We start from the raw sequence: 13,918 nt of genomic DNA on the forward strand, positions 1-13,918 counted from the left end.
ATTTCGTAATTTTTCAGTCGTTTTTTGGGTTAAATCACACTAAAATACGAATATATATTTATTTTACTATAAATTAATTCGCTTTTTATGCATTTTAAAAAATCATTAAATGATTCGTATTTAAAACCAAAATTAGATGGATGAAATCAGTTATTTAGTATCTACATACAAAAAGGAATTGTCCAGAAAGAAAAATCAAATCATCATCAAAACAATACTTTTCTGCTATTCAGTCGGACGCTTTTACGCAGGATTCGTAGCCTCTAAATAAAAATCTGCTTACTTCCTCTATAGAAATAAGCAGATTTTTTATATTTTCTCTATTATCTTCTTTGAACAAAAATTATTTTTTAGATAGCTTTTTTACTTACCGTTCAAATTGTTGAATCATTTGGTATAGATCTTCTGACTGTTTCTTTAGTATTTGTGAAAGTTGATCGATTTGTTCGATTGACCGAACCTGTTCATCGGTTGCACTTTGGACTTCTAAAGCACCTGCAGAAGTCTGTTCAGCAATTGCTGCCACTTCTTGAGATTGATGTGCGGTTTTTTCAATGTTATGTAATTGCTTACCCACAAATTCAGAGATTTCTACGATTGAGTCTGCCATTTTGCCAACCATTGATGCCATACCATCAACTGCAGATGTTGTTTCGGAAATACGAGCTACTTCTCCTTCTGCAAATTCAACTTGTTCTGTCATCTTACCAACTACTGTTTGAACATCTAATTGAATAGTTTGAATCAGTTGTGTAATGCCTTTTACAGCTTCTGCACTTTCATCTGCAAGCTTGCGGACCTCTTCAGCAACTACTGCAAAACCTTTTCCATGTTCTCCCGCTCTTGCTGCTTCTATTGAAGCGTTTAGAGCAAGTAAATTTGTTTGTTCAGCGATATCTCCGACAAGCTGAATAATTTGCTCTACTTTTAATGCATTTTGTTCAAGTTGATGTATATCTTTTAGTGCTAATTGGTTTCCTGTTGTAATTTTTTCAATGCCTTCTACTAGTTGATTTATAGCATTTGTTGTGAGTTTTAGTTCTGACATCATTTGTGCAGATTGATTTGAAGATGTCAAGGCACGTTGATTTACTTCTTCTGCTAATAATCGGACATCTTCGAGTGCTTCCGCCGTTTCTTGAATAGCGATTGCTGAACTAGATGCCCCTTCAGATATATTTGAAATTGTTTCAGCAATTGATTCTGTTTGTTTTGATGCTTGCCCTGTTTCTTCTGATAAATTTAAAACAGTTTTGTTTGTTGTTTGAAAGTTTTGGTTAATACTTGAAACCATTTGTCGTAAGCTCACAAGCATTGTTTGAAATGCTTCGGATAGTGAACGGATTTCATCTGAACTGTTAGGCATTTCTATATCTTTTCCAATTTTCCCTTCAGCCGCTTCTTTTGCAACATTTTCTAGTTTTTGTAACGGTTTAACCAATAAAGAACTAAAGATTCCAGCTAATATACCAGACCATATAATCCCTAAAACATATGTAATGATTTCAAATACTGATTTTTTAACATTTGGGAAAATTTGGGGTTGTAAATACTCAATAAAGAAGAAACTTACGCTATATGTAATGACTGCTAATACCGCTACAAACAGAATGAGTTTCTTTTTTAACCCAAAAGAATGTTGCTCGTTTTTTTGTGCCATAGTCAATCCTCCATTAAGTTCTTTTCAAGTGCATCCATTAATTTACTAAGTTCTTTGAAAGTTTCACGATATGTTGAAATATCTCCTCCGAACGGATCAAATACATCCAGATCATCATTTCCCTTTACATATTCTTTAAATGTGAACGTTTTATCTGCCATTTGAGGGAATTTTTGTAATAACGATTCTTTATGCCCAGATGTCATTGTTAATATTAAATTAGCCCATTGCAAATCTTCTAGATTAACTGTTTGAGCAGTATGATTATAGTCAATATTCTGCTCATTTAAAACCGATTTTGTATTCTGTGAAATAGGACTTCCTGGCATAGCAAATAATCCTGCAGATTTCACTTCGATCTCTTTGAGATTTCTAGATTTTAATATGGCTTCTGCCATCGGACTTCTACAAGTATTTCCTGTACATACAAAATAAATATTCATCGTACTCCCTCACCATCATTATATATTAAAATACAGTAAAAATGTTCTATTTTTTTAAAAAATCAAATGAAAAAATACCCATCAAAAGTAACGAAATCCCGGCAATTATTTGTAAACAAATACCTATTCTTATTGGTATTTTTTTATTTAATATTAATGCTATATATGAAAATAGAAAAGCAAATACTCCCATACTACAAATTAGTAATAATTCTTGTAATTGAAGCATACCAAAAGATACACTCACTGAAAAGGTATCTAAACTTGTGGTTACAGCTAATAATATGACTGGTATTTGCGCAGGTTTACTGTCCCTGGCTGCTAATAATAGTTGTACACCAATCATACTTAATAATAAACCTGAAATATTTTGAGCAAGGTTTGATATATATCCAGCTAACCATTCCCCTACATGAAACCCAATTAAAGGAAAAATCATGTGAAGAGCACCTGTCCATAACGAAAGCCAAAAACGATATTTTATATGAGGCAATAGTAAATAAATTGTCAAAACATCCATCGCCGTGATAATAGCTGCAATAATTTCTGGCACAATATCCCTCCGTTCTTTAGGAATCTCTTTAACTAGCCATTAGTGAAGATGGAGAAAATCCACTGATAGAAGTTTCACTTTATCCTATGTATTGAAGTTCAACCGTAATACCGTAAAAACACGTAATTAATTGATTCTCTAAATGCATACCTTTTACAAAGTTAGTCTAAAAATAGGAAATAAAAAATTTTCTAATGTATTTTTTACCTATTCTTTAAACCTACATATACAATTCTTATTAATAGAAAAAGCTCCTTTATGATTTTTCATAAAGAAGCTTTTTAATGATATTGTTTTATCCTGCATTTTAACGGTCAGTAAAGCCTAAGTTTGAGAGAGACAAAAGAAGATAGTTGAGGGTTAACTACCCTTAAAAGCACAATTGATGAAACGTTTATTTTAAAATAAAGAACATTATTGTTTTTGGTAATCCTTTGAATACCATTTGCCACCTGCAGATTTTTCAAGGCGATTCATAATAGCTGCACCGACGCCGTCCGTTGATGTAACAGTTGCTAACACAATATCTGCTGCAGTTGAATCACAAGCCCGTAATGCATGGAAAAGATTTGCAGCCATTTCTTCCTTTGAATCTCCCAATGTAAAGAACCAATTCGAAACTAGATGTGCAAAGCGTTGTGGTCCAAGTAACGCTACTTTGTGCCCTTGTTGTTGTAACTCTTTAATAGCTCGCGAAACCTGTTGTTCATTTTGTTCGATTAAGTATACAGGCGCATTTGGTGCGTAATGTGTATACTTCATCCCAGGAGCGCGAGGTGCACCTGCTTTTTGTTCGATATGAGTGGGTTGTTCAACTGGACCAATAACTTTTTCAAACATTTCTTTTGTAATAGCACCTGGACGTAGAATGACAGGTGTTTCTAATGTAAGATCTATGACAGTGGATTCAACACCGATACCAGTTGCTCCTCCATCTAAGATCATTGGAATTTCCCCTGCTAAGTCTTGTTCAACATGAATTCCTTCTGTTGGACTAGGTTTTCCACTACGATTGGCACTTGGAGCAGCTACCGGCTTTCCGAGTTTTTGTAGAAGTCTTATTGCAACTGGATGGTTAGGCATTCGAATACCAACTGTATCAAGACCTGCAGTCACACTCGGTGCAAGGATATTTGGTTTTACTTTGAAAATAATCGTTAATGGCCCTGGCCAAAATGCCTCCATGCACTTTCTCGCTTTATCTGAAATATAATCCACATATTTTTCAAGTTCAGCAAAAGTACCTATATGGACAATCAGAGGATTATCTGAAGGTCTTCCTTTTGCGGCATAGATTTTTTTAACTGCTGATTCATTTGTTGCTACAGCCCCAAGGCCATAAACCGTCTCTGTCGGAAAAGCAACTAGCTCTCCATTATTTAACAAATCCACAGCTTGTGAATAACTTTTTTCTGAATCCACATTGTTATCCACAATGAAACGTTGTGTTTCCATGTTATTTCCTCCCTATATATAAGAGTTTTCAGAAAGTTATGCACAATTTGTTGATAACATTGTAAAAATTGTGGACAATTTACCAAATATTGTGGGTAACTCTAATCTTTAAAAAGACTCTTAAACCATTCAACTATAAAAAATTTCGGCTTTTCTTCTTCTTCTTCATTTTCTTTCTTGGAATCTTCCTCACGATAGCAAACTTTTGGAAATAAACCGCACCACCAATTATCTCCCTTGCCTGTTCCAATTGTCACGACGATTGCTTGATATTTATCTTGTGCATACATTTTATAATCATTGCGTTTTGGTGGAAATAATGCTTTCGTAGTTGTGATGTTTATCTTCTCTTTTTCCATTTCTGTGGATAACTTACTTTTAATTTGGTTTTCAATTGTTGATAAGTTCAACTCTGTAGATGAATTTTGAATCGCATTTTCTAGGATTGGTTTTATTTTTTCTACCAGTTGATGCTTATATTGCTGATCTGCTGCAGAATTACTATTGGCAATGATACGAAATCTTGGTTGTTCTAATTCTGTACTATATTGTTGAGTTAAAATCCCCTGTATGATCAGTAATACTAACTGTATAAGTAAAAGTGATGTTATAAATTGCAAAAGTATATTCACTTGTGATTGTTTTTTTGGTTGTTTAATAGTGTAGTAAGATAATTCTTGTGGTTGTTTAATAGCATTATAATCTTCTATCATTTTGTACTCCCCCTCCATGACTCTATCATGGCCAAAGAGATTACTATTTATTCACCTAACTCACAAAAAACCATACGATTTTTTCCATTCATATCTTGTAAAATATCAATTTTCGCTTGTGGAAAACTTTCTTTAAACAGTTTAGCCACTGCTGGTCCCTGTGCATAACCTATCTCTACGCCTATAAAACTAGGTTTCGTCATCAATTTTGGTAGATTCTTTGCTAGTCTTTTATAAAGTGCTAGTCCATCCTCATCTGCAAAAAGTGCTGTGTGCGGTTCATGATCAAGTACAACTTCTGACATATCTTTTGCTTCGTCGTATGCAATATACGGTGGATTGGAAAGTATAACTTGCCATTTCTGTTGTTCAATCGGTACTGTTAAATCTCCCTCTTCAAAATGAATATCTGCTCCAAGTATTTCTGCATTTTTCTTCGCTACGCTTAATGCATCCGGTGAAATATCAGTTGCAGTTACAAATAAAGAAGGTATCTCCTTTTTCATTGTGATCGCTATTGCACCACTCCCAGTACCAATATCAGCTAGTTGTATGGCAGGCTTATCTCCAAAAATACGTTTAATACGTTTAGTGGCTTCAACAATCAGCTCTTCTGTTTCAGGTCTTGGGATCAGTACAGACTCGTTAACTATAAATGTTCGTCCATAAAACTCTTCCTTGCCTATAATGTACTGAATAGGCATCCCACTTGCATGGAATTCAACCATTTTCCAAAATACCTGATTGTCATCCTCTGTCATTTCATCATGCATGCTTGTTAGTAAACCAGTGTATGATTTTTTTAATACATGTTGTAAAAGTAATCTTGCCGCTACTTCTTCTCGACCATTATCCCGTAAAAAAGAAGAAGCCCCATTCAGGGCCTCATAAACAAATTTAAAGTGCTGTGTCATTTAATGCATCCAATTTTTTGGCTTGTTCTTCTAATATCAACGCATCGATAATGTCATCTAATTTACCTTCAATGATTTGGTCGAGTTTTTGAATAGTTAAGCCAATGCGGTGATCTGTCACACGGTTTTGTGGATAGTTGTAAGTACGAATACGTTCAGAACGATCCCCTGTACCAACAGCTGATTTACGCTCTGCATCGATTTCACTTTGTGCATCTTGTTGTAATTTATCGTAAACACGTGCACGAAGGACTTTCATCGCTTTTTCACGGTTTTTCAATTGAGAACGTTCATCTTGCATGGCAACAACTATACCTGTTGGAATATGTGTCATACGAACAGCTGATGCCGTTTTGTTGACGTGCTGACCGCCAGCACCTGATGAATGATAAATATCTACGCGGATATCTTTTTCTTGAAGGTCTAGCTCTACTTCCTCTGCTTCTGGCATTACAACAACCGTAGATGTTGATGTATGCACACGACCTTGTGATTCTGTTTCTGGTACACGTTGTACTCGGTGTGCACCACTTTCAAATTTAAATTTAGAATAAGCACCTTGGCCATTAATCATAAAGACAATTTCTTTATAACCACCAAGTTCTGTTGGGTTTGCGTTCATTATTTCAATCTTCCAGCCTTGTGTTTCAGCGTATTTGCTGTACATACGGAATAATGAGTTTGCGAATAATGCAGCTTCATCACCACCAGCAGCTCCTCGGATTTCCATAATAACGTTCTTGCTATCATTCGGATCTTTTGGAATTAATAAGATGCGAAGGCGTTCTTCAAAATTAACGATTTGTTTTTCTAATTCGCTAACTTCTTCCTTCACCATTTCTTTCATTTCCGGATCTAACTTATCTTCTAACATTTCTTTTGCATCTGCTAATTGTTCTTTTGCAGATTTATATTCACGATAAACCTCTACAGTTTCTTGAATATCAGATTGTTCTTTTGAATATTTCGCTAGTTTTTTGGAGTCAGATACAACATCTGGATCGCTTAGAAGTTCGTTTAACTTCTCATAACGATCTTCAACAGCTTGTAGGCGATCAAACATTATTTTTCACCTGTACCTTTCTATCATCAATTTATTATTTGTATTTCTTATATGGGCTGACACGTGCTAATACTCACGTTCTATTATTTCTAAACAGCTATTGTAAGCAGACCTCGTTTTATTTACCTAAATACGGAAAATATATTTCATAATGGTCTACAAATAGCATGTTTGGTTTGGATGAACTACTTTTGCTTTTATATGCTCCTTAAATAGTATAATGAAAAAAAGTTACTCTTGCTACTCTTTTAGAATATCAAGACTGTTATTTTGTAGTTTTCTTGATATTTTGCGTCTTATATTAAAAGAGGGGTAGCAATTTGCCACTCCTCTTTTTTTGTGTTATTTAACCATATCAGTTTGTCCAGCTGGAACTGCATGGTGATGGCGACAACGAGGTTCATAAGCTTCTGCAGCACCAACTAAGATTACAGGATCGTCTGCTTTTGCAGGTTGACCATTAATTAGTCTTTGGGTTCTACTTGCCGGTGAACCACAAACGCTACAAACAGCCTGAAGTTTAGTTACTTGCTCAGCAATTGCCATTAATTCTGGCATAGGCCCGAATGGTACACCTTTAAAATCTTGATCTAGTCCAGCTAGTATTACACGATAGCCATGATTCGCTAGCTTTTGAACAGTTTCAATAATATCTTCACCAAAAAATTGGGCTTCATCAATTGCAACTACATCAAAATCATCTGTAAGATAATTCCACATTTCGGTAGATTGTTCAATTGGATGAGCAATTACTGTTGTTCCATTGTGACTAACAACCGCTTCTTCACTATAGCGATTATCAATTTTCGGCTTAAAAACAGCAATCTTTTGTTTTGCAAATTGGGCTCTGCGTACACGTCGAATCAATTCTTCGGATTTCCCCGAAAACATACTGCCGCAGATCACTTCAATCCAGCCATTTTGAGTCATAACGTACATTGACTAGACTCCTTTCGAAACGTATATCAATCATCATACCGAAAAAGTGATAGGATTACCGCTCTTTTTTTTCGATAAATAATATGTTATGTGAGACGTATTTTTATTTAAAACAACGAGCTTTATACTACACGAAAATACGTTTTGTCGCAAGAAAAATACCTGCCTCGCAATTCTATGCTAGGCAGGTATTTTAGTGTTCTAGATAAATTATTTAAGACCGTATTTTTTGTTGAAACGATCCACACGTCCATCAGCAGACGCGAATTTTTGACGGCCAGTATAGAATGGGTGGCATTCGCTGCAGAATTCTACAGTGATGTCTTCTTTTACTGAACCTGTTTTGAAAGAATTACCGCAAGAGCAAGTTACTGTTGCTTCTTTGTATTCTGGGTGAATTCCTGGTTTCATATTTAGTATCTCCTCTCGCCCTGAACCATCCGGAACAGAGTATTATCGAACTGTTGCCTTACACGGCCCAGATTAGTTTGCCGCATATGCAACGCGTATGAAATGCATTATCCGTAGTATAACAAGAATTCTAAAAAGGCGCAACTACTAAATATTAAATATTGCATTTACAATCTTATGGATATTTTCTTTACGCATGTCATTTTGGTATATTGTACGATCACAAATTGCAGAATTAAATAGTTATTCTAAATTCTTCTCTGTTTCACAGATAATTTGTTAAATAAAAAATCTATTTTATAACATCTTTTAAAATTCTAGATATTGCATCTTTTTCTTAAATTAATCCTTTACCATTTCGTGCAGCTTTCATATCAGTATTCAATGTTTCAAAGAACTCTTCATTTGTTTTTGTGTTACGCAATTTTTTTAGGAAGCGTTCTGCGAAATCAGGTGAATCTGAGAATGTTTTACGAATTGCCCAAAGTTTATCAAGTTGGTCTTTAGGAATTAATAGTTCTTCTTTACGAGTTCCCGAACGTCGAATATCAATTGCAGGGAAAATACGACGCTCTGCTAGACTACGATCTAGGTGTAATTCTAAGTTACCTGTACCTTTAAATTCCTCATAAATCACTTCATCCATACGTGATCCAGTATCGATAAGAGCTGTAGCTAAAATTGTTAGGCTACCACCTTCTTCGATATTTCTTGCAGCACCAAAGAAACGTTTTGGTCTATGAAATGCTGCCGGATCAATACCACCTGATAGTGTACGACCACTTGGAGGGATTACTAGATTATATGCACGTGCAAGTCTTGTAATTGAATCCATAAGTATAATAACATCGCGTTTATGTTCTACAAGTCTCATAGCTCTTTCTAAAACAAGTTCTGCGACTTTTACATGATTTTCAGGTAATTCGTCAAATGTCGAACTAACAACATCCGCTTTTACTGAACGCTCAATATCGGTTACTTCTTCGGGTCTTTCATCGATTAGTAAAACAATTAATTCAGATTCTGGATGCTTCTCTGTAATTGCATTTGCAATCTCTTTTAAAAGCAAAGTTTTACCTGCTTTTGGTGGTGCTACGATTAAACCACGTTGTCCAAAACCAACTGGAGCAACTAAATCCATAATACGTGTAGATAGTTTTGAAGGTGTTGTTTCCAGTTTGATTTGTCGATCTGGATATAGTGGTGTAAGTGCTGGGAAATGCACACGCTCTTTCGCTATTTCAGGATCTTCTCCATTTACTGCTTCTACATGTAAAAGTCCATAATAGCGTTCGTTTTCTTTTGGTGGACGTACTTTCCCTGTTACTTTGTCACCATTTCGAAGACTAAAACGGCGAATTTGAGATGCTGAAATATAGATATCTTCTGAACTTGGTGAATAATTAATAGGACGTAAGAAGCCAAATCCTTCTTGTTGGATAATTTCTAAAACACCTTCCATGAAGAAATATCCTTCACTTTCAGCACGTGATTTTAGAATTGCAAAAATTAATTCTTTTTTAGTCAACTTTCCATAATATGAAATTTTATACTCTCGTGCAAGCGCATACAAGTCCTTTAATTTCATATCTTCTAGTTGAGAAATTGTCATTGTCGTCATAGGCATAACACCACTCTTAATATAATATTGTTTTAGAAAAAATTCGAAAATATGGTATGTGAGTTTTGCGAGTTTTTGAATGGAATGAACATTAATAAGAAGAAGCCCGGCTGATGCCGGGCAAGTAAAAATTGAAGTTTAATCTTGCATAAATAGTTTTGGTTTTTTAGTCAAACTATGTCTGCCTTCGATAAAACGAACAGTTCCTGATTTTGCACGCATTACGACAGATTCTGTTGTACAGTGACCACCTTTGAATTGGACACCTTTCAATAATTCGCCATCTGTTACACCAGTTGCAGCGAAGATTGCGTCATCACCTTTAACTAAATCATCCATTTTCAACACTTTATTGACTTCGATGCCCATTTTATGGCAACGTTCAATTTCTTCATCATTTGAAGGAACAAGTCTACCTTGGAATTCTCCTCCAAGACATTTTAATGCTACAGCTGCAATTACACCCTCTGGTGCACCACCTGTACCAAATAGAATATCAACACCTGTTTCATCAAATGCAGTGTTGATAGCTGCTGCTACGTCACCATCTGAGATAAATTTAATGCGAGCACCAGCTGCACGAATTTGATCAACGATTGGTTGGTGGCGTTCACGATTTAGTAAAGTAGCTACAACGTCTTCGATATTTTTATTTTTTGCTTCTGCTACTGCACGTAAATTGTCAATAACAGGTGCATCAATATCAATTTTACCTGCTGCTTCTGGACCTACTGCGATTTTTTCCATATACATATCAGGTGCATGGAGTAAGTTACCGCGATCGGCAATTGCCAATACTGTTAAAGCATTGCCACTTCCTGCTGCTACGATGTTAGTACCTTCTAGTGGATCAACTGCGATGTCAACTTGAGGACCATTTGGATCAGAGCCAAGTTTTTCACCGATATAAAGCATCGGTGCTTCATCCATTTCGCCTTCTCCAATTACAACAACTGCATCCATAGGAATTGAGTCAAATACTTGGCGCATTGCTGTAGTTGCTGCGTCATCTGCTTCCATTTTTAATCCACGGCCCATCCATCTTGCTGAGGCGATTGCTGCCGCTTCTGTTACACGTACTACTTCCATTGATAAACTGCGTTTCATTTTTTACTGTTCCTCCCGTTTTCCTGTCTTTTTGACTGGAATCGTTTCAAACTAAATCTATTATAGCACACAGAACTTTGTCTGCGGATTTTTTTCAGTTCGATCTATTCGTTACACTTTTTTTGGAGTCTGGTTCGATTGTCTCTTTATGAATATCTGCACCCAAAGCCTGTAATTTAGCAATAATATCGCTATAGCCACGCTCTATGTGATAGATATCATGAATTTCTGTTTCACCTTTTGCAAGTAAACCAGCAATGATTAATGCAGCTCCTGCACGTAAATCTGTTGCAGTAACTGTAGCAGCCTCTAACTTGCTAGGTCCTGTTATAATCGCTGAACGTCCTTCTACTTTTGCATTTGCGTTCATTCTGATAATTTCGTCGATGTGTTTGAAACGAGCAGAATAAATTGTATCTGTAACAATAGAAGAACCATTTGCTTGTGTTAATAGAACAGTAAAAGGTTGTTGTAAATCTGTTGGGAACCCTGGATATACCAATGTTTTAATATCAACTGATTTTAAAGCATTTGTTTTTGGAATAATAATGCGTTCTTCTTCTTCAATTATCTGTACGCCCATTTCACGTAATTTTGCAGTAACTGCTTCTAAGTGTAATGGGATTACATTATCAATAATCACACCATCACCTACGGCAGCTGCCATAATCATATAAGTTCCTGCTTCAATGCGATCTGGGATGATTGTATGATTGGTGCCATGTAATTCTTCTACACCTTCGATACGAATCACATTTGTACCGGCTCCCTTAATCTTTGCACCCATATTCGTTAATAATGTGGCAACATCAATAATCTCAGGTTCTTTTGCGGCATTTTCAATGATTGTTTTCCCTTTTGCTAACACAGCTGCAAGCATAATATTAATCGTAGCACCTACGCTACTCACATCTAAGTAAATTTTCGCACCATGTAATTCTTCTGCGCGTAAATATATAGCACCATGTTCATTTGTAACTTGTGCACCTAAAGCTTCAAAGCCTTTAATATGTTGGTCAATTGGACGTGGACCTAAATGGCATCCACCAGGTAGGCCAATTACTGCTTTTTTAAATCGACCTAACATTGCCCCCATCAAGTAATAGGAAGCACGAAGTTTTTTGACATTGCCATTTGGTAATGGCATATCAATCATTGGACGAGGATCTATTACCATGTGACCATCATTAAATTCAACTTCTCCACCGATTTCTTCAAGTAAGGCCTTCAATGTCCAAACATCTAAAATTTCTGGCAATCCTTCAATAGTCACAGGAGAATTAGCCAAAATAGAAGCTGGGATTAAAGCAACTGCACTGTTTTTTGCGCCACTAACTTTAATTGTGCCTTTTAAATGTTTTTCTCCTGCAATTTTATATACGTCCATGAGAATCTCCTTAATTATTTATCTTTATTTGCCCAGTCTTTCATGAAACCTTCAATACCTTTATCAGTCAAAGGATGATTAAATAATTGTTTTAATACTTTATATGGTGTAGTTGCAATGTGTGCACCTGCAAGAGCAGCCTCTGTAATATGTTGTGGATGACGGATTGAAGCGGCGATGATTTGAGTTGGAAGTTCATGAATTGCAAAGATTTCAGCAATTTCACGTACTAATTCTGTACCATCTTGACCGATATCGTCTAAACGACCTAAGAATGGAGAAACATAGGTTGCACCAGCACGTGCTGCAAGTAATGCTTGGTTTGCACTAAAGATTAATGTAACGTTAGTTTTAATACCTTCTTTAGAAAGTGTTGAACATGCTGTTAAACCTGCTGGAGTCATTGGAAGTTTAACTGTAATATTTGGGGCAATTTTAGCTAATTCATGACCTTCCTTAATCATGCCTTCAGCCTCTAATGAGATAACTTCTCCACTTACTGAGCCATCTACTAATTCAGCGATTTCTTTTAGACGATCATGAAATGAAATGTTTTTTTCTTTAGCTACTAAAGATGGATTTGTTGTAACACCTGAAATAATCCCCCAAGAGTGTGCTTCTTTAATTTCTTCAAAATTTGCTGTATCAATGAAAAACTTCAATTTATATTCCTCCTGTTTGATGGAAAAATGGAGAAGATCCGACTTTACAATCGAAATCTTCTCCCACTTCTCTCTATTAAAATATATGCTTAAGCTTTTTGTGAGCTACCGAATTCACGAATTTTACCAATGACTGTAGCTTTAATAGCTTCACGAGCTGGTCCTAAAAATTTACGTGGATCATAAACTTTTTTATCATTGTCTAAGAATTCACGAATCACTTTTGTAGCAGCGATTTGATTTTCTGTGTTCACATTAATTTTCGCAGTACCTAAAGAAATAGCACGTTGAATATCTTTTGTAGGGATACCTGTACCACCATGAAGTACTAATGGAAGTCCTGCTAAGTTTGAGATTTCTTCCATTTCTTTGAAACCTAAGTTAGGTTCACCTTGGTATGGTCCGTGAACTGAACCAAGAGCTGGCGCTAAGCAATCAATTGAAGTTGCTTCTACCATTTTACGGCATTCTTCTGGATCTGCGTACATGATACCACCGATAACACCATCTTCGTTACCACCAACAGTACCAAGTTCTGCTTCAACAGAAACGCCATGTGCATGTGCATATTCTACAACTTTTGAAGTGATTTCAATGTTTTCTTCAAAAGGATGATGAGAAGCGTCTATCATGACAGATGTAAAACCTGCATCTACTGCTTCTTTACATTTTTCGAAGCTAGAACCATGATCTAAGTGAATCGCTACTGGAACTGTTGTTTTATAACTTTCCATTAGCCCTTTAACCATTTGAACTACAGCTATAAAGCCACCCATATATTTACCAGCACCTTCAGATACCCCAAGAATAACTGGTGATTTTTCTTCTTCTGCTGCTTGTAGAATTGCTTGAGTCCATTCAAGATTATTAATATTGAATTGACCAACAGCATATCCATTTTCTTTTGCTGTAATTAGCATTTCTTTCATTGAAACCAAAGCCATTAGTAAATCCTCCTTTAGGATGTAGCACGGTATTAAATTGAATAAT

At 35.8% G+C, this 13,918-nt stretch carries 14 protein-coding genes; all 14 read right to left on the reverse strand.

Annotation, left to right across the window (positions count from 1 at the left end; genetic code table 11):
- Positions 1 to 367 precede the first annotated feature (367 nt).
- Positions 368 to 1,660, reverse strand: coding sequence for a methyl-accepting chemotaxis protein (locus CEF14_RS12135; protein WP_102693099.1), 1,293 nt, complete (start codon positions 1,658 to 1,660; stop codon positions 368 to 370).
- Positions 1,661 to 1,662: 2 nt separating this feature from the next.
- Positions 1,663 to 2,103 (reverse strand): low molecular weight protein arginine phosphatase, encoded by a 441-nt coding sequence (locus CEF14_RS12140; RefSeq protein WP_102693100.1) that lies wholly within the window; start codon positions 2,101 to 2,103, stop codon positions 1,663 to 1,665.
- Between the two features lie 46 nt (positions 2,104 to 2,149).
- Positions 2,150 to 2,656, reverse strand: coding sequence for a manganese efflux pump (locus CEF14_RS12145; protein ID WP_102693101.1), 507 nt, complete (start codon positions 2,654 to 2,656; stop codon positions 2,150 to 2,152).
- 414 nt (positions 2,657 to 3,070) lie between these two features.
- The gene (locus CEF14_RS12150; protein ID WP_102693102.1) at positions 3,071 to 4,111 is read right to left on the reverse strand and encodes an L-threonylcarbamoyladenylate synthase; all 1,041 of its coding nucleotides are present in this window, start codon (positions 4,109 to 4,111) and stop codon (positions 3,071 to 3,073) included.
- 101 nt (positions 4,112 to 4,212) lie between these two features.
- Complete coding sequence (locus CEF14_RS12155; protein WP_170061505.1) at positions 4,213 to 4,824, reverse strand: stage II sporulation protein R; 612 nt, start codon at positions 4,822 to 4,824, stop codon at positions 4,213 to 4,215.
- 47 nt (positions 4,825 to 4,871) lie between these two features.
- Entirely contained in the window at positions 4,872 to 5,738 is an 867-nt protein-coding gene (gene prmC / locus CEF14_RS12160; protein WP_102693104.1) for a peptide chain release factor N(5)-glutamine methyltransferase, read from the reverse strand.
- Positions 5,722 to 6,801, reverse strand: a complete 1,080-nt coding sequence (gene prfA / locus CEF14_RS12165) for a peptide chain release factor 1 (protein ID WP_102693105.1) — start codon at positions 6,799 to 6,801, stop codon at positions 5,722 to 5,724. The genes prmC and prfA overlap by 17 nt, the downstream gene beginning before the upstream one ends.
- Positions 6,802 to 7,143: 342 nt before the next feature.
- Positions 7,144 to 7,740, reverse strand: a complete 597-nt coding sequence (locus CEF14_RS12170) for a thymidine kinase (RefSeq protein ID WP_102693106.1) — start codon at positions 7,738 to 7,740, stop codon at positions 7,144 to 7,146.
- Between the two features lie 210 nt (positions 7,741 to 7,950).
- Positions 7,951 to 8,151: a 50S ribosomal protein L31 gene (rpmE, locus tag CEF14_RS12175; protein ID WP_102693107.1), complete on the reverse strand. Its 201-nt coding sequence runs from the start codon at positions 8,149 to 8,151 to the stop codon at positions 7,951 to 7,953.
- Positions 8,152 to 8,488: 337 nt separating this feature from the next.
- Positions 8,489 to 9,772 (reverse strand): transcription termination factor Rho, encoded by a 1,284-nt coding sequence (rho, locus tag CEF14_RS12180; RefSeq protein WP_102694389.1) that lies wholly within the window; start codon positions 9,770 to 9,772, stop codon positions 8,489 to 8,491.
- A gap of 138 nt (positions 9,773 to 9,910) precedes the next feature.
- A complete protein-coding gene (glpX, locus tag CEF14_RS12185; protein WP_102693108.1) occupies positions 9,911 to 10,879 on the reverse strand; it encodes a class II fructose-bisphosphatase in 969 nt (322 codons plus the stop codon).
- Between the two features lie 94 nt (positions 10,880 to 10,973).
- Positions 10,974 to 12,266: a UDP-N-acetylglucosamine 1-carboxyvinyltransferase gene (locus CEF14_RS12190; RefSeq protein ID WP_102693109.1), complete on the reverse strand. Its 1,293-nt coding sequence runs from the start codon at positions 12,264 to 12,266 to the stop codon at positions 10,974 to 10,976.
- Positions 12,267 to 12,280: 14 nt separating this feature from the next.
- Entirely contained in the window at positions 12,281 to 12,928 is a 648-nt protein-coding gene (gene fsa / locus CEF14_RS12195) for a fructose-6-phosphate aldolase (protein ID WP_102693110.1), read from the reverse strand.
- A gap of 89 nt (positions 12,929 to 13,017) precedes the next feature.
- Positions 13,018 to 13,872, reverse strand: a complete 855-nt coding sequence (locus tag CEF14_RS12200; RefSeq protein WP_102693111.1) for a class II fructose-bisphosphate aldolase — start codon at positions 13,870 to 13,872, stop codon at positions 13,018 to 13,020.
- Positions 13,873 to 13,918: the final 46 nt, after the last annotated feature.

Source organism: Rummeliibacillus pycnus (assembly GCF_002884495.1).
Classification (GTDB): domain Bacteria; phylum Bacillota; class Bacilli; order Bacillales_A; family Planococcaceae; genus Rummeliibacillus; species Rummeliibacillus pycnus.

Excerpts from the sequence above, each read along its gene's own strand:
- CEF14_RS12200 (WP_102693111.1), bottom strand. The coding sequence starts at position 13,872 with ATGGCTTTGGTTTCAATGAAAGAAATGCTAATTACAGCAAAAGAAAAT.
- CEF14_RS12170 (WP_102693106.1), bottom strand. The coding sequence starts at position 7,740 with ATGTACGTTATGACTCAAAATGGCTGGATTGAAGTGATCTGCGGCAGT.
- prfA (WP_102693105.1), bottom strand. The coding sequence starts at position 6,801 with ATGTTTGATCGCCTACAAGCTGTTGAAGATCGTTATGAGAAGTTAAAC.
- CEF14_RS12155 (WP_170061505.1), bottom strand. The coding sequence starts at position 4,824 with ATGATAGAAGATTATAATGCTATTAAACAACCACAAGAATTATCTTAC.
- CEF14_RS12140 (WP_102693100.1), bottom strand. The coding sequence starts at position 2,103 with ATGAATATTTATTTTGTATGTACAGGAAATACTTGTAGAAGTCCGATG.
- glpX (WP_102693108.1), bottom strand. The coding sequence starts at position 10,879 with ATGAAACGCAGTTTATCAATGGAAGTAGTACGTGTAACAGAAGCGGCA.
- CEF14_RS12135 (WP_102693099.1), bottom strand. The coding sequence starts at position 1,660 with ATGGCACAAAAAAACGAGCAACATTCTTTTGGGTTAAAAAAGAAACTC.
- CEF14_RS12190 (WP_102693109.1), bottom strand. The coding sequence starts at position 12,266 with ATGGACGTATATAAAATTGCAGGAGAAAAACATTTAAAAGGCACAATT.
- prmC (WP_102693104.1), bottom strand. The coding sequence starts at position 5,738 with ATGACACAGCACTTTAAATTTGTTTATGAGGCCCTGAATGGGGCTTCT.
- rho (WP_102694389.1), bottom strand. The coding sequence starts at position 9,772 with ATGACGACAATGACAATTTCTCAACTAGAAGATATGAAATTAAAGGAC.
- CEF14_RS12150 (WP_102693102.1), bottom strand. The coding sequence starts at position 4,111 with ATGGAAACACAACGTTTCATTGTGGATAACAATGTGGATTCAGAAAAA.
- rpmE (WP_102693107.1), bottom strand. The coding sequence starts at position 8,151 with ATGAAACCAGGAATTCACCCAGAATACAAAGAAGCAACAGTAACTTGC.